Consider the following 24,994-nt stretch of genomic DNA (forward strand, 5'->3'; position numbering starts at 1 on the left):
CCGGAGAACCGGGCGGCCATTCTCCAGGAGCCATCGAGGGCAACCACGCCATCAGCCACACCCGGTCCTCCCGGACCGACCAACATTCTTAAGGACCAGCCATGGCGAAGGTGGGCTGGAGATCCGTAAGGGACTGCGGCACTTTGCGCCGGGGGCGAAGGTGTGGATAGCACCGCCGGCCTGGGGCGACGGCGGCGAACGCGTCATTGTGGCTGGACGTCATCGGGGTAACCACCGTCGCTACATGCGGATCGTGATCGAGAGCCGATTCCTGGTGAACTTCCGGGTCCGTGCCGTCTACAGCCTGGCGCTGGTGCGTGCGTTGACAGAGGCGGAGCCTGGTGAGGAGAAGGAGTTCGGCGCCCACTTCCTGTGGCCCCTGGAACAGGCGGAGAGCTGGGCGCGGTCCTGGAACACACCGAAGATGGAGGCCCTGGTGGACGGCCACCGCAGTCGGGCCCACCTGGTCACCGATCCTCCGCCCATGGAGCTGCAGCTCGACGGCGTCACCTACTACCTGGCTCATTTCAATGCCCGTGGGGCCCGCTACTCGCCGGAGCCGCCACCGGTGGAGCCGTCGCCGACGACTGGCTGAGGGAAGCGACCGGCTCCTTTCCGGAGTGGATCAAGGTCATGCGATGATCACGTTCCATGGCTCGGGGAGATCTGACGGACACCCAATGGGCAGTGCTGGAACCGCTGCTGCCGCGGGGCATCAAGACCGGTCGGCCGCCGGTGCACACCAAGCGGAAGCTGATCAACGGCATACGGTTCCGAACCCGCACGGGCATCCCGTGGCGGGATCTCCCAGAGCGGTACGGACCGTGGGAGACGGTGTACGGGCTGTTCCGCCGCTGGCAGCGCGACGGCACGTGGCACCGGATTCTCGAACAGCTCCAGGCTCGGGCTGATGCGAAGGGTCTGATCACCTGGGACATCTCGGTAGACTCCACGATCACTCGCGCGCACCAGCACGCGGCTGGTGCGCGCAAAAGGGGGACCTACAGGTCGAGCCGCCCGGCGGAGTGTTCGCCGAGCCCGGAGACCATGGCCTCGGGCGCTCTCGCGGTGGACTGACCACCAAGATTCACCTGGCGGTCGAGCAGGCGCAGAAGCTGATGTCGCTCGTAATCACGGCAGGACAGCGCGGGGACTCTCCGCAGTTCCAGGTCGTCCTGGGCCGTATCCGCGTGCCACGCCTTGGTCCGGGACGGCCGCGCACCCGGCCGGACAAGGTCCGCGCCGACAAGGCGTACGGCTCGCGCGCGAACCGCGTCTACCTACGCAGACGCCGCGTCGGCTGCACGATCCCGGAGAAGCGCGACCAGATCGCCAACCGCAAGAAGCGCGGCTTCCATGGCGGGCGGCCGCCGAAGTTCGACAAGGACGACTACAAGAAGCGCCACGCGGTGGAGTGCGGGATCAATCGCCTCAAGCGCCACCGCGCGGTCGCGACCCGGTACGACAAACTCGCCGTCCGCTACGAAGCGACCGTGCTGGTCGCAGCCATCAACGAGTGGCTGTGACCAGCACTTTCGAAACACGCCCTAGGACTCCCCCTGCGACGTTGCAAGGGTCCGCGATCACCCCCACGCCTCACTTGAACGCGTTCAAAATCGCGCTACAGTGTTCCTCGGCAAGGTTTTGAACACGTTCGAAACACGAAGGGGAGTAGTCCCGTGGACTACACAGTCATCAGCTACGCCGTCTATCTGCCGGTCGCCACCGGGGTGACGGTCTGGGTGGCCCGCACGCTCAGCCGGAACGGCCGGATCTTCCTGGCGGACGTGTTCGCCGGGGACGACCGGCTCGCCGACGCGGTCAACCACCTGCTCGTGGTCGGCTTCTACCTGATCAACCTCGGGTTCGTCGCGCTCTGGATGCGCAACGACGAGCAGGTGGGCGACGTCCAGGGCATCTTCAACGCCCTGTCCTACAAGCTCGGCACCGTCCTGCTGGTACTCGGGGCGATGCACCTCGGCAACGTCTACGTGCTCAACCGGATCCGCCGCCGGGGCGCCCAGGAGCGCGAGCCCATGGCAGCGTCGCGCCCGCCGGTCCCGGCGCAGGGCCGCGTCAAGCCGGGCGTGGCGTGACCGCGCACGGGTACGAGCCGCCGCCCGTGCAGCGGCTCACCGTGCTCCACGATCCCGCCTGCCCGCTCTGTCGCGGCCTCACCTCCTGGCTGCGCGGGCAGTGGCAGCTCGTCCCGCTGGAGTTCGTCGCGGCCGCCTCCCCCGAGGCCCGCGAGCTCTTCCCCGGGCTCGACCACGACGCATCGCTCGGCGAGATCACCGTGGTCGGCGACACCGGCGAGGTGTGGCGCGGCCACCACGCCTTCGTCGCCTGTCTCTGGGCGCTGGCCGACCACCGGCCGCTCGCCCGGCGGCTCGCCACGCCGGCCGGTCTCCCGCTCGCGCGGGCCGCCGCCTTCGCGGCCGCCCGGATCCGCGCGGTTACCAAGGGGCCGACCCGCGACTGCCGGCCCGACGCGTGTGACGTCCCAGCTCGTGCGGCCGAGTAGGGTGCTGCTCCTCAGGAAGGGTGGGTGCAGTGCCCATGACCCGCGAGACGGCGGTCGGGCCGGTGCAGAAGGTCATGCACGCCGAGTGCTCCAAGGCCGAGACGGCACGGTTGTTGGAGCAGCTCGACCGGGCTCTCGCCTGCCCGACCGGCTAGTGGCCGCAAAGTCAGTGGCATTGCGCCTGGCGGTTGAAGGACGCGTTCCCGGCCTCCCGCCAGATCCCGCTCGCCGCCTTCTCTCGTTCTCACTTCTCTCGTGCTCTCGCCGAAGGGTGTTGCCGAGGCGTCACCAGGAGGTGGTGTCGTCCATCGGCTGCTGCCAGTAGGTGACCTTGAGGGAGTCGTCGACGAAGACGCCCTCGGCGGGCAGCGAGGGCTGGGATCCGGCGCCGACGCTCTCGTTGCCGGACGGGCCGTGGAAGTAGACGGCCAGGGAGTTCACCGTCTGGCCGTTGGTGCTGTCGGTGCTGTCGGTGCCGTCGGTGGAGGACAGGTTCACGGAGGCGTAGCCGGACTCGCCGGGCTTGAGCGTGACGACGGCCTGCGGCTTGGAGTCGGCGATCACCGGGGGCACGGACTGGGCCTCCCCGAACCGGACCTCCGGGTAGCCGTACAGGAAGCACCTGCCGCTGCCGGTGTTGGTGACCGTGAGCAGCATGTGGTTCACGGGGCGGTTCAGCGGGGCGGCCGTCGTCCTGGTGTTGTCGCCTGTGCAGGTGGCCGACTTGGCCACCTCCGACGCCTGCGCGCCGGACGACGTGGACGCGGGGGCGTTCGCTCCGGGCTTCGCACCGGTGGATGCGGGCCCGGTGGCCGAGGGCTTTCCGGCGCTGCCGGTCGGAACGGCGGGCACCGGCGTGGTGCTCGACGCCCTTCGGAAAGCGGTCGAACCGTTCGTCGACCGGATGACCGAAGCCTGCGAGACGGTCCGTCCCAGCCGCCGGACCACACACCCTGCTGGGGAAACGGGAACGGCAAAAGGGCCCCTGACCTGCGGGAACGAGGCGCCCTTGGAACCCCGAAACGGGACGCCGAGGGGCTTCGCGGACCCTTGCGTCCCGCCGTCAGTGCGGCTGCCGGTCGGACCTCTCGTTGTCCTGCATCGCCCCGAAGGCAGCGCGCTTCGCCGCATCGATCCCGGCGGCGGTGTTGCCGATCGGTGTTGCCGCCCCGGAAACGGGGGCGCAACGGGGGCCGGACTGTCCATGCTGTGACGCACCGTCAGCTCGGTCCGACTGGCGGGCAGGTCGTGGTCGGCGGAGGCCGCCACGGATCGAGGAGGTTCACGGTGCGGCGTCCGCTGCTGTCGACCAGGGCGACCCTGGTACTGCTGATCGGCGTGCTCACGGGGATAGGCGCGGGCGTCCTGGCCGCCGCTGGGGGTGTGCACGCGACCCAGTGCGTGCTGTACGGCGCCGGGGCCTTCGGCGTCAGCGTGCCCTTCGTCGACCGGCTCGTCGCCGGTCCGGAGCAGGAGCCCGCCGAGAAGGCGCCGGCCGAACGGGCCCCGGCCGGAACGGCTCCGGCCGGAACGGAGCCCAGTTCCTGACACCGGCGCGGCCCGGGCCCCGGGCTCCCGGTCCCCGGGCCGCGACCGGACCGACGTGCCGATACACCGACACGCCGACACACCAACACACCGATACTGCAAGGATGGTGCCGTTGTGGAGCCCGTAGGACGCAGGGGGTGACCGGGTGGGGAACTTGCAGCCGCTGAGCCCCGATCTGAACGAGGAGTGCCGTGCCTTCGCCGAGGCCCTGCGCAGTCTGTTCGCCGGGCTGTGGCCCGCGGTGTCGGTGCGCCGCTACGGCTCGCGCCGACACCTGAGCCCGGGGGCGCTGTCCCGCTATCTGTCCGGGCAGCGAATCCCGTCCTGGCAGTTCGTCCAGGACCTGCTCACCGACGTGGGCGCCGACCGGGGCACCGTCGCCACCTTGGAGACCGTCGAGCTCCTCCGTTCCCTGCACGCGGCCGCGCTGCGGACCAGTGCCTCGGTGGGCCACGCCGTGCAGCAGCTGCAGTTCCAACTGGCCGAGGCAGACCGGCTGTCGAGGCGCTCGGCCGCGCACAGCGACGTCCTGGGCGACGCCCTGCTCGACAAGAACCACCGCATCGCCGATCTGGAACTGCGCCTCAACCAGCTGGAGAGCGACTGGGCACGCGAGCGCGCCCGCGCGGACGAGATCGCCGTCTACGTCGACGACCGCGAGGACCTGCTCCTGGAGAAGCAGGACCTGGAGAAGGAGGTCGCCCGGCTGGAGGCCGAGTTGGGCGAGGCGCTCCGGCGCCGGCTCGCCGCCGAGGCCCGCTGCGAGCTACTGGAACGCCAGCTGATCGCGGCGGAGCAACAGGCCGGCGAGGACCCGCTGCGGATCGAGGCGGTCGCGGCCGATACCGCCGTCCCGGCCGTCACCGGTCGGCCGAGGGTCCTGGTGGTCGACGACCAGCCCTCGAACCTGGTGGCCCTGGAGGCCGTCCTCGCGGCCGCCGACTGGGACGTCCTGGCCGTCACCTCCGGTCCGGACGCGCTCAAAGCGCTGCTCCAGCACAACGACATCGCCGTCATCGTCCTGGACGTGCAGATGCCCGGCATGGACGGCTACGCGACCGCGGCCCAGATCAAGGGCCGCGCACAGACCCGCGACATCCCGATCATCTTCGTCACCGCGATCGGCTCCGACCCGGAGAACACCCTGCGCGGCTACGACGCGGGGGCGGTCGACTTCATCGTCAAGCCCTTCGACCCCTGGCTGCTGCGCGCCAAGGTCACCGCCCTGACCGGCATGTACCTGAGCTACCGCGGCACCCCCCGTCCCGCCCCCGCGCACCGGCCTCAGCACCCCACCACCGACTGGCTCCTGCCCTCCACCGCCGCCCCCGCTCCCGCTCCCCCGCACCAGCCGTCCTGACCCCGGGCCTTTCTCGTGGCGCAGTCGGGGTCGCGGGGGTCTTCCAGGTCTTCACGCGTCGAAACGAGACGCCCTCGCAGAGAATGACCGACCAGGGTTCAGCCCACGACCGCGCCATTGCCGACGCCGATGAGCTGCTCGTACGAGGTGCGGTACTCCCTCAGCGCCTCTCCACGGAAGAGCGCCAGTTCCTCCGCCGTGAGCGGGGCGGTCCGCGCGGCGATCTCCCCCAGGGACTCACCCGCACAGGCCGCGGTCAGCGAGTACCCGGCCCCTCGGTCGCAGCAGACCTGAACCAGTGCCGCGCGGACACGAGGGTCATCGCTCTCGCCCAGGTACATGGCGGCGTCCACCCGCTCATCCTCACGCGCTCCAGAATCCAGCACGAGCTTGATCAGTGGCTCAATCCGCCATGCCTCCATGCGAACATCCTGCCCGATCAACCCGACGAGTGGCGCCGGTCGGACGCGCGGAGCACACGGGGCGAACGTGGTCTGATGCGGCACTAGCAGGGCGCGGTGGGGCTACGGGTGACGTGCACCGTCGTCCAGTCCGCCGTTCCCCGATCAGGGCTGAACTCGAGCCGTTGGGAGTCACCGCCCAGGAGTTCGGCGCACACCGTGCCCTCGGCGTTCACGGAGCCGTCCACGTTCTGCAGCGTGACGACGATTCCGAACTGCCTGGCGAGCCCGGTGTTCGGATCGTGCGAGGTCACATCGAGAAGGAGGTCGACGGTCGTGGTGTTGGCGGGGTTGGCCAGGCTCATCCTGACGCTGTAGTCGCCGATCGTGCAGGTCTGGGCGAGCGCCTTCTGCTGCGCTGCCGCCGTCCGGACGGCGGCAGCGGAAGCCGATGCGGACGCTGCCGCCGACGCGGACGCCGATGCCGCAGCAGAGGCCTCGCCCCGCGCAGCGCCCGACGCCCCCGTGGACGCCGACGACGACGCCTCCGTGCCGACCCGGCCGGAACCACCACCGGTTCCCGGCCTCGCCAGCGCGGCCGCCAGCACACCGTCGGGGGACACCGCCGGCTGCGGCCTGCCGTCCTCCGGCGTCAGCTCCTGGGCGCTCACCGGACCGATGCGACAAGCCAGATCGCGATCGGTGACGCTGTCCAGGATGCTGGCGGCGGCGATAGTGTGCCGGCCGGGCGGCACATAGTAGACCGTGCGGCCGGCGTCGAAGGCGTGGCGCTCGGTACTCGTGCAGGCGAGGTCGATCGTGTACGCCAGCATGCGGGGAGAGCGGTTGTCGACCGATAGCGCGCACCGCTCCGTTCGCATCCGACCGCCCAGGACGGGATCGACGCCTTCCGATGCACACAGGATGAGTCCCACCTCCGCACTGCGGTCCCGATCCGGCACCGAGGAGGAGCAACCGGACAGCATGGTGACCGCCACCAGTGCCGCGGTGACGCAGGCGGAGTTCCCGGCGGAGGTCACGGCGGAGGCGGCCAGGGAAGCGAAGGGGTGATCCTCAGCTCGGGCGGGACCCGGTTCCGGGGCCGGAGTGCGGGCGCGATCAGCCGCGGGGCGCCATCTCGTCGAGGAGGTGGGCGAGTTCGGCAGGCCTGGTGAACATGGGCCAGTGGCCGGAGTCGATGTCGACGAAGTCGACGTGCTCGGCCCGGGCGAGTTCCGGGGCCTCGCCGGCGGCGATCCACTCCCGGGCCTGCTGCGGGGTGAACTCCGGGCAGACCAGCACGACCGGGACCTGGTAGCGGCGTCGGTCCGTCAGCCGGACCACGCCCCTGGCCACCTGTTCGGGGACGGGGACGGCCTCGGCGGCGATGCGGCGGCGGAGCTCCTCGTCGAGGTCGGCGCTGTCGGCCCCCTCGAACGGGCCCCAGCCGGGGAAGGGCATCGCGCCGTCGTGGATGGCGAAGAAGTCGGCGTAGGGCCGGCCGTCCTGGTGGGGGAAGCCGCCGATCAGCGCCAGTTTGGCGACCCGGTCCGGGCGGGCGTCGGCGGCGAGCCAGCCGAGGGTGGCGGCGGCCGAGTGCGCTACGACGAGGGGCTTCTCCTCGGCGGCGTCCACGGCGGCGAGGACTGCGGCGAGCTGGTCGTCGAGCGTGGCGGACGAGCGTCCGTCGCCCTGGCCCGGCAGGGTCACGGGCCGCGGGCGGTGCCCCAGCGCCTCCAACGCGGGTACCACCGCGTCCCAGGCGCTGCCGTCGAGCCAGAGGCCGCCGATGAGCAGGATGTCCACGGTGGGACTCACTTCCTTGGTCGAGGTTTGCGGGGAGGCAGCGGGAGGAGGCCGCGACCGTCCCGGAGCGGACGCGCCGCGCCGCGCCGCGCGGACAGCGTACGCACCTACCGGATCGACCGGGTGCAGGCGGCCGAGGAACTCCCGGCCGGATTCCGGATGCCCGAGGGCCTCGACCCGGTCGCGGTGCTGGAGCAGCACCTGGCCGCCGCCCTGGCCGTCCGTCTCACCGCGGCCGTGTCCGGACCTGCGGCACCGTCCCGTCCCCGCCCCCTGAACCCCGGTGCGGGCCAGAGCACTTGGCGCCCGCCGCCGCTGCTGGCAGGATACCGGGGCGACGGGACAGTGGACGAACCACCGGAGGGCGAACTGTGAGCATCCACGTCAGCTACGAGCTGACGGCCGAGGAGGAGTACCGCGGGGTGCGGCGGGCCTACCGGCGCCGCTTCGCGGTGGTCCGGACCTGCTGCGCGGTGCTCGCGGCCTGCGGCATCGCCCTGCTGGTGACGGGTGGCCAGACGGTGCTCGGCGTGGTGCTGGTGGTGGTCGCGCCGCTGCTCGCCTTCTGGCAGTCGTTCGTCACCAGGCTCCGCGTCGCCCGCCACCGGGCGCAGTACCCCGGCCCGCTGACCATCACCTTCGCCGACAGCGGCTGCGCCTTCACCACCGGGGGCTTCCGGCAGGCGTTCTCCTGGTCGCGCTTCTCCCGGATCACAGACGACCGGGACCACCTGTACCTCTACGCCCGCGGCGAACTCCCGGTGGCCGTACCGAAGAGCGAGTTCCACCCCTACGAACTGGGCGAACTGCTGCGGGTGTTGCGGTCCCGGCCGAACTACCGCCCGCCCCGGCACTCTTCCTGAGGCACGGTCAGAGCGAGTAGCCGCGCGGCCGCATGGCGGTCGAGAGCCCCAGCGCGCCGCGGACGGCCTGGTCCGGGTCCATGGCGGCGTGGTCGGCCTCGCGGGCGGCGTCCATCTGGTGGTGGATCTCGGCGCGGGTCGTCCCGGCCGCCGCCGCCTGCCAGGCGGACACGGCCTTGCGGTGCTGGTCGAGCACGACGGCGAACTGCTGCTCGGCCCCGGCCGGTGCTCCGGCCTTTCGTAGTTCGTCCACCACATGCGGCTCGGCCGTGGCCATCTCGCCCGCCCAGGCGGTCAGGTGGTCGTTGGTCGACTCCGCCGCGTCCAGACCGACCGAGGAGGCGTTGTCGTAGGAGCGCACGGCGTCCAGGTAGCGGCGCTGCTCGGCGGTCAGGCGGGAGGTGTCGGCGCGCAGCGGGCGGGTGAGCGGGATGCTCCGGCCCAGGTAGAGGCAGGTCGCGACCGGGTGGTCCTTGAGGTCCTGCTCCCGCGGGGGCACGAGGGTGATGACGGCGTTGTCCGGGAGGGCCCAGAAGTCCGGGTTGTAGTCCGCGAAGGGCTCCCGGCAGGCCAGTTGCGAGGCGGTGGCGAGGTCGTTGTGGCGGACCTGGTCGGGGTCGAGGGCGGCCTGGGCGACCACTTCGCCGCGGTGCGGCTCGGTGCACGTCACGGGCAGCACGTCACGGCCCGGCCCGTCCGGGGCATCGTGATGGGCCTGGAGGTAGCTCGCGGAGGGGTTCCGGAAGCAGGTGCCGGGCGCGAGCGAGGTCAGCGCCACCGGACTCTCGCGGTCATCCGACGGGGAGGCGAGGACCACGGCCAGTCCGGCGGCCAGCAGCACGCAGCCCGCGATCCCGGTCCACATCCACGCCCGGGCACGCGGGCCACGCCCCGAACGCCCCGCACGCCCCGTACGCCCCGCACGCCACCCCGCCCCGGCCGCGGTCGGCGCGGCGTCCGTGAGCCGGCCCGGCCCGTCGGAGGGGTGCTGTTCGGCACTCGGTGGCGGCTCGGCCGGACTTGACACGCGGAACCCCTTCATGAAGATCACCCGATACGACTGCGAGACCCTACTCCAGCGGTCGCCGAAGGATCCGGTCGGGCATCGGCATCCTCCGCGTCCGAGCTGTGCCCACCGGCGCTGGACCCCCGGCCCGCTGGCATGTCCGCGGCCGAAAGTTCGCAGGTCAAAGCTCTGTTCATGCGGCCCGGACCGGTCTAGCATTCCGGGTCACAGCAGCCCCACCACCCCCTCGCGGGGCTGCTGGGCAGACCGGCCACGCCCCCACGTCGGCCGGTGCCTCCCACGGCCGGGACCGCGGGCCTCCCCCCGTCCCCGCGGTCCCGGCCGGCCCGCACGCTGTCGGTGGTGGCCACTACAGTCGGCTACCGACGAGCGGACGGACGGACGAGCAGGCGCGGAGTGGCGGAAGTGACGGATCTCGCGGGGGACTTCGAGCACGACGGCGAGCGCCGTCGAGCCCACCGGGCCGTCCTCGACCACCTCCTCGCCCTGGTCGCCACTTCCCCGCTGGGGGACATCCTGGTGCTGCGCGGAAGCATGGTGATGCCGGCCTGGGTGGGGGCCGACGCACGGGAGCCCGCCGACCTCGACTGGATCGTCCCGCCGCCACCGCTGATCCCCGTCGATCCCGGGCACCCGTACCCGTACGTGGCGGAGCCGGCCACCCTCCAGCAGTGGCCGGAAGCCGCCGACGGCGCTGCCCGGTACGAGATCTGGAGCTTCGAGGAGGTCGACACGCCCGGTCTGCGACCCGCGCTCGCACCCGAAGGACTGCACTGGATCGGCGCGGCGGAGCCGGAGGCCGACCCGCCCCACCGGACGCTGCTCGACCTGGTGCGTGAGCAGCCGACGGCCGCCCCGGGGCTGGTCCTCGACCCGGCCGCCGCCCGGCTCGACGGCACCTGGACCTACGCGGAGTACGACTCCCCGGGCATCCGCCTGGCCATCCCCTGGCGGGCCGACGGTCTCCCGCCCGGCGAGGTGACACTGGACTTCGCCCGCGACGAGCGGCTCCCCGAGGCCCCCGTGTGGACGGCGGTCCCCCGTGGCGACAGCGCTGCGCCGACCCCCGTACGCACCGCGAGCCGTGAGCTGTCGCTCGCCTGGAAGCTGTTGTGGCTGCACGCCGACTCCGCGACGGAGGGCCGCGCCGAGCCCAAGGACCTCTACGACGCCGTCCTGCTCGCGGAGGCCGCCGGCACCGGCCCCTCCCCGCAGCTGCTGCACCGGGTGTTCCGCCGAGGACCCGTCACCCCGGCGGGCGGGACCACCTTGCACCTGGACTCGCTGGCCCTCCCGCCCGGGGCCTGGGACGACTTCCGGGCACGGCACCCCAGGGTCCGGGGCACGGCCCAGGACTGGCTGACCCGTCTGCGCCGGGCACTGAACGGGCGCTGACCGACCGAAGGGGCCCTACCGCACCACCGTCGCCGGGCCGGTCTCCCGGGCACGGGCGACCGGGGCAGCTTGACCGGAATCTGATGAGGCGCCATATTACTTTCATGACGCAGCACCCCGAGACCGGCCCCGCCGCCCCCAGCATCGAGCAGGTCCGTCGGCAGATCGCCCGCTACGGCCTGTCGGCCGATCCGCAGGCGATCCTGGTCGCGGCCCGGCTGATGACGGCGGGGGCGCGGCTCGGGCAGGCCGGAGAGGTGCACTTCGGGCGGTTCGGCCTGTCGACCGGCCGGTACCGGCTGCTGGCGGACCTGGAGGACCACGGCGGCGAGAAGTCGCCGTCCCAGCTCGCGGCGACCCTCGGGGTCTCCCGGGCGACCGTGACCGGCCTGGTCGACGGGCTGGAGCGGGAGGGGCTGGTGGTCCGCCGGCCGTCGGCCGAGGACGGCCGTGGCAACGTGGTGATCCTGACCGCGCGCGGCGCCGACCGGCTGCGCGAGCTCGCCCCCGAGCACTTCGCCCGGATGCAGTCGCTGGTCGGCGGTCTCAGCGTCGAGGAGCGCGCGACCTTCCTGGACCTGCTGGCCCGGGTCGTCGCGGGCATCGACGCCCTCGCCGAGGACTGACGCCCCCACACCGAGGACCGACACCCCGCCCCGAGGGCGGCAAGCACCACCCGAGCCCGAGGCGGGCCGCCGAGCGGTCCGCCTTCTCTTCACCCCAATAGTTAGGTACCTAAGTACAAATACTTAGGCGCCTCACCAGATCCATCGAGGAGCAACCGTGAGCAAGAAGGCCCCCGGGGCACCCCCGCCCTTCGTCCTCTGGCGGGAGGTCCTGACCTCCTACGCGATGCCCGCCGTCAGCGCCGGGATCGGCGGAGCCGCCACCCAGCAGCCCCAGCTGATCGTCGCCGCGTTCACCACCATCGGCGGCACCTCCGCCCTGGTGGCCGCCGTGCTGGGCGCCGCCCTCCGCCGCCGCTCGGCCCGGGCCGCACCGACCCGGACGCCCCGGACACCCCGGACGCCCCGGGCGCTCGCGGCCGCCGCCTCCGGGCTGCTCGCCGCCGCCCTCGGCCTCGCCGTCGGCCTGGCCGCCGCGCGCTGGCTCCCGCACCTCCCGCCGCTCGCCGACAGCCCCTGGCCACGGCGGCTGCCCGTCGACCTGCCGGTCTCCTCGGCGATCGCCGGGACCATCACCACCTGGCGCTGGCGCGCCAACCGGCCCGCCCGGGAGCCGCAGCACCGGCTCCCCGCCGACACCACGACCAACGCCAACACCAACGCCAACACCACCCGACCCGAAAGGCAGACGTCATGATCGTCATCATGGGCGCCGGAGGCGCCACCGGCGGTGCCACCCTGCGCAGCCTGGCCGCCCTCGGCGTACCGACCCGCGCCCTCAGCCGCGACCCCGCCCGACTGGCCGCCGCGCTGGACGACCACACGCTCGCCCGGACCACCACCCTCCCGGCCGACGCCGCCGACCCTGGCTCGCTGCGCCGGGCGTTCCAGGGCGCGCGCCAGCTGTTCCTCACCATGGCCAACGGCCCGCGCCAGGTGCAGTACGAACTGGCCGCGATCGAGGCGGCCGTCGACTGCGGCGTGGAGCACATCGTCAAGGTGTCCGCCCCCGCCGCGGAACCGGACTCCCCGGTCGCCGTCTCCCGGGGCCATCACCGGATCGAGGAGCACCTGCGGTCACTGCGCGTCACCACGACCGTCCTGCGGCCGTACGCCTTCCTGCAGAAGCTGCTGCTCCTGGCGCCCGGCGTGGCGGCCGGCGGGGTGCTGCACGGCGCGATGGGGCAGGCCCGGTGCAACTACGTGGACGTCCGGGACATCGGCGACGCCGCGGCGGAGGTGCTGACCCGCCCGGAGCTGGCCGGCGGCAGCTACCCGCTCACCGGCGGGCGCGCCTACAGCCACCCGGAGCTCGCCGCGCTGCTGGGCGAGCTGCTGGGCCGACCGGTCCGCTACCTGGACCTGGCGCCCGGCGAACTGCACGCCCACCTGGTCGGCCGGGCCGCGATGCCGGACTGGCTGGCCGCCCACGTGGTGGAGATCCAGCAGCTCGCGGTGGTCCGCAAGGAGGTGCCGGACGACACTTTCACTCGTCTGACCGGGCGCCCCCCGCGCAGCCTGACGGCCTTCCTCGACGAGCACCTGCGCCTCTTCCACTGACCGTCCGACCCCCGGGCGGTGCCGCGCCCGGCACCGCCCGGCACCGCCCGGCCCGGCCCGCCACCCGAACGGAGCAGCATTTCCTGTGGCATGGGTCACGATCGGAAAGTCGACCTGACGATCCATCAATTCGACTGACGAATCGTCACATCGATACGAACGGGCATCAGTTGTTGACTGACGTGGCGTCAGATTTGGCCGTTCAAGGCCAAGTTGAGCCTTCTGCGGCCCACTGCCGGCTCGCCGCCCCGGGGCTACCATCGGTCGGGTTGTCCGCTCCGGCCCCGGAGCGGGGTCACCCGTCGCACAGGTGATCCCGCCGCCCCAGGGGCCGGACATCGGTAGGAACGGGGCGAGGACAGAGGAGCGCACGGGCTGCCATGACCGCTGAACCGAGCCACCCGAAGCAGAACGCCACGCCACTGCGGCCCGCGCCGGAGCCGGTGCCGGACTCCACGCCGCCGCGGCCCGCGCCGCCCCGGGCCCTGTTCCCCGGCCGCCCGGCCGCCGCCCCGCGCACCCTGGTCGACGTGCTGGACGCCACCGTGCGCGCCCACCCCGACGAGCCGGCCCTCGACGACGGGCGCACCGTGCTCAGCTACCGGGCCCTGGCCGCCGAGGTCGAGCAGCTGCGCCGTCGCCTGGCCGCCGCCGGGATCGGCCCCGGCGACCGGGTCGGCGTCCGGGTGCCCTCCGGCACCAACGACCTGTACGTCTCGATCCTCGCCGTGCTCGCCGTCGGCGCCGCCTACGTCCCGGTGGACGCCGAGGACCCGGACGAGCGCGCCCAGCTGGTCTTCGGCGAGGCCGCCGTGGCCGCCGTGCTCGGCGCCGGGCGCGCCCTGAGCGGCACCGCGGAGCGCGCGCCCGCCCCGGAGCGCCGCCCCTCCCCCGCCGACGACGCCTGGATCATCTTCACCTCCGGCTCCACCGGAAAGCCCAAGGGCGTCGCGGTCACCCACCGCAACGCCGCCGCCTTCGTCGACGCCGAGGCCGCGCTCTTCCTCCAGGAGGAGCCGATCGGCCCCGGCGACCGGGTGATGGCCGGCCTGTCGGTCGCCTTCGACGCCTCCTGCGAGGAGATGTGGCTGGCCTGGCGGCACGGCGCCTGCCTGGTGCCCGTCCCCCGCTCCCAGGTGCGCAGCGGCGCCGACCTGGGCCCCTGGCTGGCCGAGCAGGAGATCACCGTGGTCTCCACCGTCCCGACCCTGGCCGCGCTGTGGCCCGCGGAGGCGCTCAACGAGGTCCGGCTGCTGATCTTCGGCGGCGAGGCCTGCCCGCCCGAGCTGGTGCAGCGCCTGGTCACCGAGGGCCGCGAGGTGTGGAACACCTACGGCCCGACCGAGGCCACCGTGGTCGCCTGCGCCGCCCTGCTGACCGGTGACGGCCCGGTCCGGATCGGCCTGCCGCTGGACGGCTGGGACCTCGCCGTGGTCGACGAGGCCGGGCAACCGGTCGCCCCCGGCGGCACCGGGCAGCTGGTGATCGGCGGGGTCGGCCTGGCCCGCTACCTCGACCCGGAGAAGGACGCCGAGAAGTACGCCCCGCTGCCCTCGCTGGGCTGGGAGCGCGCCTACCGCAGCGGTGACCTGGTCCAGGCCGACCCGGCCGGCCTGCTGTTCCTCGGCCGCACCGACGAGCAGATCAAGCTCGGCGGGCGCCGGATCGAACTCGGCGAGGTGGACGCCGCCCTGCAGGCGCTGCCCGGCGTGGCCGGCGCGGCCGCGGCCGTACGAACCGCGCGCGGCGGCAACCAGCTGCTGGTCGGCTACCTGGTGCTCCAGGACGGCTTCGACCGCGAGCGGGCCGTGGAGCGGCTGCGCGCCGAGCTGCCCGCCGCCCTGGTGCCGCTGCTCGCGCCGGTCGACGCGCTGCCCACCCGCACCTCCGGCAAGGTCGACCGCAACGCCCTGCCCTGGCCGCTGCCCGAGCTGGAGGCCGCCGGGCCGGGCGAGCGGCTGTACGGCACCGAGGCCTGGCTGGCCGAGCAGTGGTCGGAGATCCTCGGCGTGCAGGTGGCCGGGGCCCGGGAAGACTTCTTCGCCATCGGCGGCGGCAGCCTGGCCGCCGCCCGGCTGACCACCCTGCTGCGCACCCGTTACCCGAACGCCGCGGTGCTGGACATCTACCAGCACCCGACGCTGCGCAAGCTCGCCCGCCACCTGGAGCGCACGGCCACCGCCGACGGCGAGGCCCGTACCGTCACCCTGGTGCCGACCAGGGCCAAGCTGCTCCAGCTGCTCCTGCTGGTCCCGCTGTTCACCGTGGTCGGCCTGCGCTGGACGGTCGCCCTGCTGGCCGCCGGGAACCTGCTCGCGCACGTCGGCGCCTATCCGTGGGCGCCCACCGCCTCCTGGTGGGTGGTCGGTGCGGGCGCGCTGCTGCTGTACAGCTCGCCGGGCCGGCTCGCGATCGGGGCCGGCGGCGCCCGGCTGCTGCTGCGCGGCCTGCGCCCCGGCCGCTACCCGCGCGGCGGCGCCGTGCACCTGCGGCTGTGGGCGGCCGAGCGGCTCGCCGAGCTGAGCGGCGCGACCGAGCTGAGCGGCGCCTGGCTGGTCCCCTACGCCCGGGTGCTGGGTGCCAAGGTCGAGAAGGAGGTGGACCTCCACTCGCTGCCGCCGGTGACCGGGATGCTCAAGCTGGGCCGGGGCTGCGCCGTCGAGGCCGAGGTCGACCTGTCCGGCTACTGGCTGGACGGCGACCGGCTGGAGGTCGGCCAGATCAAGGTCGGCGCCGACGCGGTGGTCGGCACCCGTTCGACGCTGCTGCCCGGTGCCCGGGTCGGCAAGCGCGCCCAGGTGCTGCCCGGCTCCAGCGTCACCGGCCAGGTGCCGACCGGCCAGCGCTGGGGCGGCGCGCCCGCCGTCAAGCTGGGCCGGGCCGAGTGGTCCTGGCCGACGGAGGCTCCCGTGCGCCGGCCCGCCTGGGCCGCGCTGTACGGCGCCGGCGACGCCCTGCTCGGCCTGCTCCCGGTCCTGCCCGCCGCGGCCGCCCTCGCTGTGCTCTCCCGGTTCGTCGAGCAGGGCGCGGACCTCGGTCCGGCGCTCGGCGGCGCCCTGCTCGGCCTGCTGCCCGCCACCCTGGCGTACGGCGCGCTGTACGCGGCGCAGCTGGTGGTGCTGGTCCGGCTGCTGAGCATCGGCCTGGTGCCCGGGGTGCACCCGCTGCACGGCCGGGTCAGCTGGCAGGCGTGGACGGTCAGCCAGCTGATGGACCGGGCCCGCGAGGTGCTCTTCCCGCTGTACGCCGGACTGGTCACCCCGCTGTGGCTGCGGGCGCTGGGGATGCGGGTCGGCCGGGGCGCCGAGGTGTCCACGGTGCTGGCGCTGCCCAGCCTGACCACCGTCGGGGACGGTGCGTTCCTGGCCGACGACACCCTGATCGCGCCGTACGAGCTGGGCGGCGGCTGGATGCGCCTGGGCGAGGCGAAGGTCGGCGACCGGGCGTTCCTCGGCAACTCGGGGATGACCGCGCCGGGTCGCTCGGTGCCCAAGCGGGGCCTGGTGGGCGTGCTGTCGGCGACGCCGGCGAAGGCGAAGAAGGGCAGCTCCTACCTGGGCATGCCGCCGGTGCGGCTGCCGCGCGCGGCCGACCGGGCGGACCAGAGCCTGACGTACGAGCCGCCGGCCCGGCTGCGCTGGGCGCGCGGGCTGGTCGAGCTGGCCCGGCTGCTGCCGGTGCTCGCCTCGGGGGCGCTGGGCCTGCTGACGGTGGCGGCGCTGTCCTGGCTGGCGGACGGCTCCCCGCTGGCGGCGGCGCTGCTCTCCGGCCTGGTGCTGCTGGCGGCGGGCGGGGTGGCCTGCCTGGTGGCGGTGGCCGCGAAGTGGCTGCTGGTCGGCCGGTTCCGGGCGGTGGAGCACCCGCTGTGGAGCGGCTTCGTGTGGCGCAACGAGCTCGCCGACACCTTCGTCGAGGTACTGGCGGTGCCCTGGCTGGTCGGCGCGGTGCCGGGCACCCCTGTGCTGAACCTGTGGCTGCGCGCGCTCGGTGCCAAGGTCGGGCACGGCGTGTGGTGCGAGAGCTACTGGCTGCCGGAGGCGGACCTGGTCACCCTCGGCGACGGGGTCAGCGTGAACCGGGGCTGCGTGGTGCAGACCCACCTCTTCCACGACCGGATCATGCGGATGGATACTGTGGTCCTCCGCGAGGGCGCCACCCTGGGCCCGGGCGGGATCGTGCTGCCCGGCAGCACGGTGGGCGAGCGCAGCACGCTGGGCCCGGCCTCGCTGGTGATGCGGGCCGAGTCCGTCCCCGCGGACACCCGGTGGCTGGGCAACCCCATCGAGGCGTGGCAGACCACGTCGTGACCACCCCTCCCTCCGGTACGACCACCCCTCCCCGTCCCACTGGTACGACCGCCCCCACCCGTCCCGGCCCGCAGGAAGCGCCCGCCCCCGTGAAGCCCAAGCACGCCCCGCCGGCCGCCGCCGGACCGGACCCGTACTTCCCGAACAGCGGCGACCACCGCTACCGGGTGCACCGCTACGAACTCGCGCTGGACTACCGGCCCGGGCCCAACCGGCTGGCCGCCTCGGCCCGGCTGAGCGCGGTCGCGGACGCGGCGCTGGCCGAGTTCGCGCTCGACCTGGCCGAGTTCCGGATCGGGCGGGTGCTGGTCGACGGCCGGGCCGCCCGCTACACCCACCGCGGCGGCAAGCTGCGGATCCGCCCGGCGAAGGCGCTCGCCGCCGGTGCGGCGTTCACCGTCGAGGTGCACTACACCGGCAACCCCCGCCCGGTGCGCAGCCCGTGGGGCGGCCTGGGCTGGGAGGAGCTGACCGAGGGCGCGCTGGTGGCCAGCCAGCCGGTCGGCGCGCCGTCCTGGTTCCCGTGCAACGACCGGCCCGCGGACAAGGCGACGTACCAGGTGGCGGTCACCACGCCGTCCCCGTTCACGGTGCTGAGCGGCGGACGGCTGCTCACCCGGACCACCCGGGCGTCCAGCACCACCTGGGTGTACGAGCAGAGCGCGCCGACCTCGCCGTACCTGGTGACGGTCTCCATCGGGCACTACCGGGCGGTGCCGCTGGCCGCCCGGCCGTCGGTGCCGCAGACCGGGTACGTGCCGGAGCGGCTGGTCGGGAACTTCACTCGGGACTTCGCCCGGCAGCCCGAGATGATGGCCCACTTCGCCGAGGTCTTCGGGCCGTACCCGTTCGGCGAGTACGCGGTGGTGGTCGCGGACGAGGAGCTGGACGTCCCGGTGGAGGCGCAGGGCGTGGCCACCTTCGGCACCAACCACCTCGGCGGCGGCTGGGAGCGGGAGCGGCTGATCGCCCACGAGCTGGCCCACCAGTGGTTCGGCAACAGCGTCACGATCGCCGACTGGCGGCACATCTGGCTGAACGAGGGCTTCGCCAAGTACGCGGAGTGGCTCTGGTCCGAGCACGCCGGGGGCCCGGCCGCCGCCGTGCACGCCGCCGCCGCGCACCGGCTGCTGGCCGGGCTGCCGCAGGACCTCCGGCTCGGCGACCCGGGCCGCCGGCTGATGTTCGACGACCGGCTGTACCAGCGCGGCGGCCTGGTGGTGCACGCGCTGCGGCGGGCGCTCGGCGAGGACGCGTTCTTCGCGATGCTGCGGGACTGGGCCGGCGTCAACCGGCACGGCGTGGTCACCACCGGCGACCTTCTGACCCACGCCTCCCGGTACACCACGGCCCCCCTCGGCCCGCTGTTCGAGGCGTGGCTGGAGCGGCCGGAGCTACCGCCGCTGCCGGGCTGAGCGGATGTCGCCGATGCCGGGCCGAGCGGATATCGCCACTGCCGGGCCGAGCGGATATTCGGTCGGGCCCGCGGGTCGGCTGGGCTACTGTCCGGGCATGCCGAACAGTGATCACTTCGCCGACCTGCCCGACCAACTGCTGCCCACCACCGCCCGCGCCCTGCTGCACCGCACCGCCGTCGCCCAGGCCGAGGGCCGCACCCCCTCGATGGTGGCGGGCGTGGTGCGGGACGGCCGGCTGGTGTGGACCGGCGCCCGCAGCATGATCGAGGGGCACGCACCGGACCTGGACGTCCAGTACCGGATCGGCTCGCTCAGCAAGACCTTCGCCGCGGTGCTGGTGCTGCGGCTGCGCGACGAGGGCCTGCTCGACCTCGCCGACCCGCTCGGCCGCCACCTGCCCGGCACCCCGGCCGACGACGTCACCGTCGCCCAGCTGCTCGCCCACTCCGGCGGGCTCGCCGCCGAGACGCCCGGGCCCTGGTGGGAGCGGACCGAAGGCGCCCTGCGGCCCGGACTCGGGGACCTGCTGGAGGAGTCGAGCCCGCTCAAGCACCCGGCCGGGCGCCGCCATCACTACTCCAACCCCGGCTACGCGCTGCTCGGCGCCCTGGTCGAGCGGCTGCGCGGCGAGCCCTGGGGCGAGGCGCTGCGCCGCGAGGTGCTGGCCCCGCTCGGCATGGACCGCACCACCCTGCTGCCCGAGCACCCGCACGCCGGGGGCTTCGCCGTCCACCCGTGGGCCGACGTCATGCTCCCCGAACCCCCCACCGACACCGGGCTGATGGCCCCGGCCGGTCAACTCTGGTCCACCGGTGCCGACCTGACCCGCTGGGCGGCCTTCCTCGCGGCCGGCGACGACCAGGTGCTCAAGGCCGACACCCTCGCCGAGATGCGCCGCCCCGAGGTCGGCCCGGAGGACGCCGAGTGGACCTCCGCCTACGGCCTCGGCGTGCAACTGTCCCGCCACGAAGGCCGGGTGCTGTACGGCCACACCGGCTCGATGCCCGGCTTCACGGCCTGCCTGTGGATCAGCGCCGAGGACGGCCTGGCCGCCTTCGCGCTGTCCAACGCCAACGGCAGCGGCACCGGCCGGCTGGCCGCCGAACTGATCGGCATCACGGCCGCCCACGAGCCCCGGCTGCCCGAACCCTGGCGCCCGCTGCCCGAAGCGGACGAGGAACTGCTCGCCCTCACCGGGCCCTGGTACTGGGGCGCCGCGCCCAACGCCCTGCGGCTGCGCGCCGAGGGCGTCCTGGAACTGACCCCGCTGACCGGCGCGGGCCGGGGCTCCCGCTTCCGGCCGCAGCCGGACGGCACCTGGCTGGGCCTCGACCGCTACTACGCGGGCGAGACCCTGCGGGTGGTCCGGCACCCCGACGGCACGGTCAGCCACCTGGACATCGGCTCCTTCGTCTACACCCGCGAACCGTACGGGCCGGCCGACGCCGTCCCGGGCGGCGTCGACCCGGCGGGCTGGCGGGGCTTCTGATCCCGGGGCCGGGCCCGGGGCCGGACCCCTCGGACCGACCCATCGGGCCGACCCTGGGGGCATTCTCCGGGGGCGCGTACGAATCAGGTACGCGCCCCCGTTGTCCACCCCGGACGAACGACCGCCCGGTGCCCGGCAGATGACCGACAGGCCAAGGCCCGCCACGGGTGGCCCCATTCAACAGGTGCACATCTGCGCTCCTCCGGCCCGCAACGTGAATGCCAACCGGCTTGGAGACACATACGGGGACCGGTCCGCGCCCGATGCACGACCCCTGCGGGCCGGGACGGTGCCCTGGCGATCCACGGCACCGCCGATCGTGCTGCCCTGGAGGGTCCGCCATGACCACCGTCCCCACGTACGCTCCGTCCGCAGTCGCCCCCACCCACCTCACCCCGGCGGTCCCCGCGCCCCGCACCCGGCCGGCCCCGGCGCCGACCGCCTACACCGTCTCCCTCGCCCGCGACGAGGACGACGTGCGCGCCGCCCAGCGGCTGCGCCACCAGGTCTTCGCCGCCGAGCTCGGCGCCGTCCTGCACAGCCCCGTCGCCGGATTCGACGTCGACCCCTTCGACGAGTACTGCGACCACCTGCTGGTCCGCGAGGGCCAGGACGGGCCCGTCGTCGGCACGTACCGGCTGCTCCGTCCCGAAGCCGCCCGCCGGGCCGGACGGCTGTACTCCGACGGCGAGTTCGACCTCTCCGCGCTGGCGCCCGTCCGGCCCGGCCTGGTCGAGCTCGGCCGTTCCTGCATCAGCCCCGAGCACCGGGGCAGCGGTGCCGTCATCAACCTGATGTGGGGCGGCATCGCCCGCTACCTCGCCGACACCGGAAACACCTGGGTCGGCGGCTGCTGCTCCATCGACCTGGAGGACGGCGGTGCCACGGCGGCCCGGGTCTGGGACACCGTCAGCGCCAAGTACCTGGCCCCGGCGGAGTACCGGGTCACCCCGCACCGCCGCTGGGACGCCACCGGCGTGCCGCGCGCCGAGCGCGGCGCCCTGCCCGCCCTGCTCCGCGGCTACCTGCGGCTCGGCGCCTGGGTCTGCGGCGAGCCCGCCCACGACCCGGACTTCAACTGCGCGGACCTGTACGTCCTGCTGTCGCTGGAGCGCACCGACCCGCGCTACCTGCGGCACTTCCTGTCCGGAGCGGCCGCCCTGGGCAGCTCGTCATGAGCGTCTGGCTGCCGACCGCGCCCTGCCGGCCGGAGACCTGCCTCAGTGAGCGCGCGCCGGAGGTCTCGCACCCCCGGCGGGTGCTGCGGCTGACCGCCTGCCTGGTGGCGGTGGCGGCCGGCGTGCTGCTCACCCTGCCGGTGCGACTGCTGCCGTACGGCGCCCGGGACCGGCTGATCCGGCTCTGGGCGCGGGTGGTGCTGCGCTCCCTGGGGGTGACCGTGCACCTCGGCACGGCCCGGACGCCCGGGGCGAACGGCCGGACCGGGGCGGGCGGGGCTGCTGGGGTGGACGGGCGGACCGGGGCGGTCGGCTTCGTCCGGAGCCGGGACGGCCGGGCGGTCGGCGCCGACGGGGCGCTGGTGGTGGCCAACCACGTCTCCTGGCTGGACATCCCGCTGCTCGCGGCCGGTCGCCCGGGGCGGTCGCTGGCCAAGACCGAGGTCCGGCGGTGGCCGGTGCTCGGGCCCCTGGTCGCCTGGGGAGGAACCGTGTTCCTGGACCGCGACCGGCTGCGCACGCTCCCGGACACCGTGGCGGCGGTGGCCGAGGTGCTGCGCTCCGGGCACCCGGTGATCGTCTTCCCGGAGGGGTCGACCTGGTGCGGGCGGGAGAGCGGGCGCTTCCGGCCCGCGCTGTTCCAGGCCGCGGTGGAGGCGGGCGCCTTCGTCCAGCCGGTGACGATCCGCTACCGGCTCGCGGACGGGCGGCCGACCAGCGCTCCCGCCTTCATCGGCGACGACGGGCTGCTCACCTCGCTCGCCCGGGTGGTCGCGGTGCGCGGACTGGTCGCCGAGGTCACCTTCCTGCCGCCGATCCCGCCGCCCGGACCGCAGCCCACCCGGGCGGGGGCCCGGCGGGAGCTGGCCCGGGCGGCCCAGGCCGCGGTGGAGGGGATCCGCTGAGCCGGCCGGACCCCGGGCGTCAGAGCTGTCCGGTAGCGCCCGACCGGGGGCACCGGCCGACCGGGGCACCGCTCGACCAGGGCAACGGCCGACCGGGGGCAACGGCCGACCGGGGCCTACCGGTTCGCCCCGGCCAGTTCCTCCGGCTGCGCTGCCCCCGGGGCGGCCCCGCCGATCGGGCGGGCCCGGCCCAGCAGCACCGCGACCAGGACGGCGGTGACGGCCAGTGCGGCCGACCCGCAGCGCAGCGCGAGGTGGATACCGTCGACGAAGGCGCCGTCCACGGCCTGCTGGACCGGCGCGGGCAGCGCTCCGGCCGGGCCGCCACCGCCGTGCGCGGCGCCGGTGGGCGCGTCCGCGATCGGCCCCACCGCCCCGGCCGGGACACCGAGCCGGTGCAGGGCCGAGGTCAGCTCGTCCGTCATCCGGTTGGTCAGGACGACGCCGAGCACCGCGATCCCGAGCACGCCGCCGAGTTCGCGCAGGGTGTTGACGGTCGCCGAGGCCATCCCGGTCTGCACCGGAGCGACCCGTCGGAGCACCGCGATCGAGATCGGGGTGAAGGTCAGGCCCATCCCGAAGCCCAGTGTGAACAGCGTCCAGAGGTACTCGACGTAGTGGGCGCGGTCGCCGTACAGCGACAGCCCGCCGAGGCCGACCGCGCAGAGCGCGAGCCCGAGCACCATCGGCAGCCGGGGACCGTACCAGGCCGCCAGCCGGCCGGACAGCGGGCCCGCCACCACCAGCATGGCGGTCATCGGCAGCCCACCGTAGGCCGCACCGGAGGGGGACCAGCCGAGCACGCCCTGCATCATCAACGGAAGGAAGAACAGCGCCCCGAACATCCCGAAGCTGACCATGAAGCCGCTCAGCAGCGCTCCGTTCAGCGCGCCGTCCCGGAACAGCCGCAGCTCCAGCATCGGCTCGGCCAGTCGCAGTTCGAGCAGCAGGAAGGCGACCAGCAGGGCGAGCGCGGCGGCGCCGCAGCCGACCACCAGCGAGTCGGTCCAGCCTCGTGACGGGCCCTCGATCAGGGCGTACACCAGCAGCCCGAGGCCTGCCGCGGAGAGCGCGAAGCCCCCGACGTCGATCCGCCGGGCCCGTGGCGGGATGCCCGGGAGGACCTTGGCGGCGAGCACCACCCCGACCACGCCGATCGGCACGTTGATCCAGAACACGCTGGCCCAGCCGAGGTGTTCGACCATGGGGCCGCCGATCACCGGGCCGATCGACAGACCCAGTGCCGACACCCCCGACCAGAGGCCGACGGCCCTGGTGCGCTCGCGCTCGTCGGTGAACACGTGGCCCAGCAGGGTGAGGCTGCCCGGGGTGAGCAGCGCGGCCCCCACGCCCTGGACCATCCGGCCGCCGACCAGCACCTCGATCGTCCCGGCGAGCGCGGCCACCGCGGAGCCTGCCGTGAACAGGCCCAGGCCCAGCACGAACATCCGGGTGCGGCCGTAGCGGTCGCCCACTGCACCGCCGGTCAGCACGAGAGCGGCGTAGACCAGGCTGTAGCCCTCGGCGACCCACTGGAGGCCGCTGATCCCTGCATCCAGGTCCTGCCCGATGCGGGGCAGGGCGACGTTGACGACGACGTTGTCCAGCATGGCCATGAACATGGCCACGCAGAGCGTCAGCAGGGCGAGCCGCTTGCGGCGGGCGCTCGTTCCTTCCATGGATTCCCTCCCACAACTGAGCCCCTAACACCGTTAGGGGCGGGTTTGGTGTCCACAGGCTGCCCCTAACGGTGTTAGATTGCAAACGGGATTCCGCAGCCGCACCCGGAGGTGTCCGCACAGCCGTGCCGGAGAACGCCAGCGCCACACCGGCGCACCACACCACGCCCCCCGCCCTGACCAGGGAGAGCCTCGCCCAGGCGGCACTCCGCGTGCTGGAGCGGGACGGCCTGGCCGGACTGTCCATGCGCAAGGTCGCCGCCGAGGTCGGCGTCAAGGCCGCCTCTCTGTACTGGCACGTCCGCAACAAGGAAGAGCTGCTCGACCTGCTCAACGACGCGATCATCGCCTCGGCCGAGCCCCCGCCCCGCGAAGGCGGCTGGCGGGTCCAGATGCGCGGATACTGCTGGAACTACCGTCGGCTGCTGCACGAGAACCGCGACGCCGCCAAGGTCATGGCCGGACGCCTCGCACCGGGACCGCACATGCTCGGCCTGCTGGACGACCAGCTGGACCGCCTGCGCGAGGCCGGGTTCTCCGACGCCCACGCCGCCCTGACCACCTACCTGCTGAGCTCCTTCGTCCAGGGCTTCGTCCTCCAGGAGCAGTCGCCACTGTCGGCCGCCGAGGCCGAGGGCGCCAGCCGGCTGGAGGTCGTCACCGAGGTCCGCGAGCGCTTCCGCGCACTGCCCGTGGAGGACTTCCCCAACCTGGTCGCGCTCGCCGCCGACCTCACCGAGCCGAACCACGACGTCCGCTTCGAGTTCTGCGTCGAGCGCATCCTCGACGGGCTGGCCGCCCTGCTGCCGCCGGACCACCGCTGACCTGGGGCGCCGCAGCGAGGATCCGCTACGCTACCCACAGGTAAAGGATGGGCAAAGGGTCGGGGTGGGGCATGGCCGGGGAG

22 protein-coding genes and 1 pseudogene are annotated in these 24,994 nt (G+C 73.9%); 17 read left to right on the forward strand and 6 right to left on the reverse strand.

Going from position 1 to position 24,994, the window contains the following annotated elements; genetic code table 11:
- Positions 1 to 244: 244 nt before the first annotated feature.
- The 4 genes and pseudogenes from AB0F71_RS32480 to AB0F71_RS32495 all read left to right on the forward strand — a co-directional run bounded on the left by AB0F71_RS32480 (position 245) and on the right by AB0F71_RS32495 (position 2,524).
- On the forward strand, positions 245 to 595 hold the full coding sequence (locus tag AB0F71_RS32480; RefSeq protein WP_360242126.1) for a hypothetical protein: 351 nt from the start codon (positions 245 to 247) through the stop codon (positions 593 to 595).
- A 56-nt stretch (positions 596 to 651) separates the two neighbouring features.
- Positions 652 to 1,526: pseudogene (locus AB0F71_RS32485) on the forward strand (IS5 family transposase).
- Between the two features lie 153 nt (positions 1,527 to 1,679).
- Positions 1,680 to 2,096 (forward strand): hypothetical protein, encoded by a 417-nt coding sequence (locus AB0F71_RS32490; RefSeq protein ID WP_360242129.1) that lies wholly within the window; start codon positions 1,680 to 1,682, stop codon positions 2,094 to 2,096.
- Complete coding sequence (locus tag AB0F71_RS32495) at positions 2,093 to 2,524, forward strand: DCC1-like thiol-disulfide oxidoreductase family protein (RefSeq protein ID WP_360242132.1); 432 nt, start codon at positions 2,093 to 2,095, stop codon at positions 2,522 to 2,524. The genes AB0F71_RS32490 and AB0F71_RS32495 overlap by 4 nt, the downstream gene beginning before the upstream one ends.
- Before the next feature lie 285 nt (positions 2,525 to 2,809).
- Here the strand turns inward: AB0F71_RS32495 and AB0F71_RS32500 are convergent, their stop codons facing one another.
- Positions 2,810 to 3,376: a DUF4232 domain-containing protein gene (locus AB0F71_RS32500; protein ID WP_360242135.1), complete on the reverse strand. Its 567-nt coding sequence runs from the start codon at positions 3,374 to 3,376 to the stop codon at positions 2,810 to 2,812.
- Between the two features lie 435 nt (positions 3,377 to 3,811).
- On the opposite strand from AB0F71_RS32500, the gene AB0F71_RS32505 reads away from it, so the two are divergent.
- Complete coding sequence (locus AB0F71_RS32505; protein WP_360242138.1) at positions 3,812 to 4,072, forward strand: hypothetical protein; 261 nt, start codon at positions 3,812 to 3,814, stop codon at positions 4,070 to 4,072.
- 146 nt (positions 4,073 to 4,218) lie between these two features.
- Positions 4,219 to 5,433 carry a response regulator gene (locus AB0F71_RS32510; protein WP_360242141.1) on the forward strand — a complete coding sequence of 405 codons (1,215 nt, stop codon included), beginning with the start codon at positions 4,219 to 4,221 and terminating at the stop codon, positions 5,431 to 5,433.
- A gap of 98 nt (positions 5,434 to 5,531) precedes the next feature.
- Here the strand turns inward: AB0F71_RS32510 and AB0F71_RS32515 are convergent, their stop codons facing one another.
- The 3 genes from AB0F71_RS32515 to AB0F71_RS32525 form a co-directional block, all read right to left on the reverse strand.
- The gene (locus AB0F71_RS32515; RefSeq protein ID WP_360242143.1) at positions 5,532 to 5,855 is read right to left on the reverse strand and encodes a hypothetical protein; all 324 of its coding nucleotides are present in this window, start codon (positions 5,853 to 5,855) and stop codon (positions 5,532 to 5,534) included.
- A gap of 83 nt (positions 5,856 to 5,938) precedes the next feature.
- A complete protein-coding gene (locus AB0F71_RS32520) occupies positions 5,939 to 6,832 on the reverse strand; it encodes a hypothetical protein (protein ID WP_360242146.1) in 894 nt (297 codons plus the stop codon).
- A 121-nt stretch (positions 6,833 to 6,953) separates the two neighbouring features.
- Positions 6,954 to 7,640, reverse strand: a complete 687-nt coding sequence (locus AB0F71_RS32525; RefSeq protein WP_360242149.1) for an alpha/beta hydrolase — start codon at positions 7,638 to 7,640, stop codon at positions 6,954 to 6,956.
- 371 nt (positions 7,641 to 8,011) lie between these two features.
- On the opposite strand from AB0F71_RS32525, the gene AB0F71_RS32530 reads away from it, so the two are divergent.
- A complete protein-coding gene (locus AB0F71_RS32530) occupies positions 8,012 to 8,503 on the forward strand; it encodes a YcxB family protein (protein WP_360242152.1) in 492 nt (163 codons plus the stop codon).
- A 7-nt stretch (positions 8,504 to 8,510) separates the two neighbouring features.
- Here the strand turns inward: AB0F71_RS32530 and AB0F71_RS32535 are convergent, their stop codons facing one another.
- Positions 8,511 to 9,368 carry a hypothetical protein gene (locus AB0F71_RS32535; protein ID WP_360242155.1) on the reverse strand — a complete coding sequence of 286 codons (858 nt, stop codon included), beginning with the start codon at positions 9,366 to 9,368 and terminating at the stop codon, positions 8,511 to 8,513.
- A gap of 567 nt (positions 9,369 to 9,935) precedes the next feature.
- Here AB0F71_RS32535 and AB0F71_RS32540 point away from each other — a divergent pair.
- From AB0F71_RS32540 to AB0F71_RS32580, 9 genes are all read left to right on the forward strand, one after another.
- Entirely contained in the window at positions 9,936 to 10,925 is a 990-nt protein-coding gene (locus tag AB0F71_RS32540) for a nucleotidyl transferase AbiEii/AbiGii toxin family protein (protein ID WP_360242158.1), read from the forward strand.
- A gap of 104 nt (positions 10,926 to 11,029) precedes the next feature.
- Positions 11,030 to 11,551, forward strand: a complete 522-nt coding sequence (locus tag AB0F71_RS32545) for a MarR family transcriptional regulator (RefSeq protein ID WP_360242161.1) — start codon at positions 11,030 to 11,032, stop codon at positions 11,549 to 11,551.
- Between the two features lie 157 nt (positions 11,552 to 11,708).
- The gene (locus tag AB0F71_RS32550) at positions 11,709 to 12,248 is read left to right on the forward strand and encodes a hypothetical protein (protein WP_360242164.1); all 540 of its coding nucleotides are present in this window, start codon (positions 11,709 to 11,711) and stop codon (positions 12,246 to 12,248) included.
- Complete coding sequence (locus AB0F71_RS32555) at positions 12,245 to 13,111, forward strand: NmrA family NAD(P)-binding protein (protein WP_360242167.1); 867 nt, start codon at positions 12,245 to 12,247, stop codon at positions 13,109 to 13,111. The genes AB0F71_RS32550 and AB0F71_RS32555 overlap by 4 nt, the downstream gene beginning before the upstream one ends.
- 380 nt (positions 13,112 to 13,491) lie before the next feature.
- Positions 13,492 to 17,418, forward strand: coding sequence for a Pls/PosA family non-ribosomal peptide synthetase (locus tag AB0F71_RS32560; protein ID WP_360242170.1), 3,927 nt, complete (start codon positions 13,492 to 13,494; stop codon positions 17,416 to 17,418).
- Positions 17,419 to 17,507: 89 nt separating this feature from the next.
- Positions 17,508 to 18,833, forward strand: a complete 1,326-nt coding sequence (locus AB0F71_RS32565) for a M1 family metallopeptidase (protein ID WP_360242173.1) — start codon at positions 17,508 to 17,510, stop codon at positions 18,831 to 18,833.
- Positions 18,834 to 18,930: 97 nt separating this feature from the next.
- Positions 18,931 to 20,325, forward strand: a complete 1,395-nt coding sequence (locus tag AB0F71_RS32570) for a serine hydrolase domain-containing protein (RefSeq protein WP_360242176.1) — start codon at positions 18,931 to 18,933, stop codon at positions 20,323 to 20,325.
- Between the two features lie 341 nt (positions 20,326 to 20,666).
- The gene (locus AB0F71_RS32575; protein ID WP_360242179.1) at positions 20,667 to 21,503 is read left to right on the forward strand and encodes a GNAT family N-acyltransferase; all 837 of its coding nucleotides are present in this window, start codon (positions 20,667 to 20,669) and stop codon (positions 21,501 to 21,503) included.
- The gene (locus tag AB0F71_RS32580; RefSeq protein WP_360242182.1) at positions 21,500 to 22,408 is read left to right on the forward strand and encodes a lysophospholipid acyltransferase family protein; all 909 of its coding nucleotides are present in this window, start codon (positions 21,500 to 21,502) and stop codon (positions 22,406 to 22,408) included. Before AB0F71_RS32575 ends, AB0F71_RS32580 begins: the two co-directional genes overlap by 4 nt.
- A 116-nt stretch (positions 22,409 to 22,524) precedes the next feature.
- Here AB0F71_RS32580 and AB0F71_RS32585 read toward each other — a convergent pair whose 3' ends face one another.
- The gene (locus tag AB0F71_RS32585) at positions 22,525 to 24,087 is read right to left on the reverse strand and encodes an MFS transporter (RefSeq protein ID WP_360242185.1); all 1,563 of its coding nucleotides are present in this window, start codon (positions 24,085 to 24,087) and stop codon (positions 22,525 to 22,527) included.
- A gap of 125 nt (positions 24,088 to 24,212) precedes the next feature.
- Here AB0F71_RS32585 and AB0F71_RS32590 point away from each other — a divergent pair, with 125 nt between their 5' ends.
- Positions 24,213 to 24,911, forward strand: coding sequence for a TetR/AcrR family transcriptional regulator (locus AB0F71_RS32590; protein WP_360242188.1), 699 nt, complete (start codon positions 24,213 to 24,215; stop codon positions 24,909 to 24,911).
- Positions 24,912 to 24,994 lie beyond the last annotated feature (83 nt).

It is taken from the genome of Kitasatospora sp. NPDC028055, from assembly GCF_040637885.1.
In the GTDB taxonomy this organism is placed as follows: Bacteria; Actinomycetota; Actinomycetes; order Streptomycetales; family Streptomycetaceae; genus Kitasatospora.

Excerpts from the sequence above, each read along its gene's own strand:
- AB0F71_RS32545 (WP_360242161.1), top strand. The coding sequence starts at position 11,030 with ATGACGCAGCACCCCGAGACCGGCCCCGCCGCCCCCAGCATCGAGCAG.
- AB0F71_RS32570 (WP_360242176.1), top strand. The coding sequence starts at position 18,931 with ATGCCGAACAGTGATCACTTCGCCGACCTGCCCGACCAACTGCTGCCC.
- AB0F71_RS32585 (WP_360242185.1), bottom strand. The coding sequence starts at position 24,087 with ATGGAAGGAACGAGCGCCCGCCGCAAGCGGCTCGCCCTGCTGACGCTC.
- AB0F71_RS32555 (WP_360242167.1), top strand. The coding sequence starts at position 12,245 with ATGATCGTCATCATGGGCGCCGGAGGCGCCACCGGCGGTGCCACCCTG.
- AB0F71_RS32515 (WP_360242143.1), bottom strand. The coding sequence starts at position 5,855 with ATGGAGGCATGGCGGATTGAGCCACTGATCAAGCTCGTGCTGGATTCT.
- AB0F71_RS32560 (WP_360242170.1), top strand. The coding sequence starts at position 13,492 with ATGACCGCTGAACCGAGCCACCCGAAGCAGAACGCCACGCCACTGCGG.
- AB0F71_RS32480 (WP_360242126.1), top strand. The coding sequence starts at position 245 with ATGCGGATCGTGATCGAGAGCCGATTCCTGGTGAACTTCCGGGTCCGT.
- AB0F71_RS32580 (WP_360242182.1), top strand. The coding sequence starts at position 21,500 with ATGAGCGTCTGGCTGCCGACCGCGCCCTGCCGGCCGGAGACCTGCCTC.
- AB0F71_RS32535 (WP_360242155.1), bottom strand. The coding sequence starts at position 9,368 with ATGTGGACCGGGATCGCGGGCTGCGTGCTGCTGGCCGCCGGACTGGCC.
- AB0F71_RS32575 (WP_360242179.1), top strand. The coding sequence starts at position 20,667 with ATGACCACCGTCCCCACGTACGCTCCGTCCGCAGTCGCCCCCACCCAC.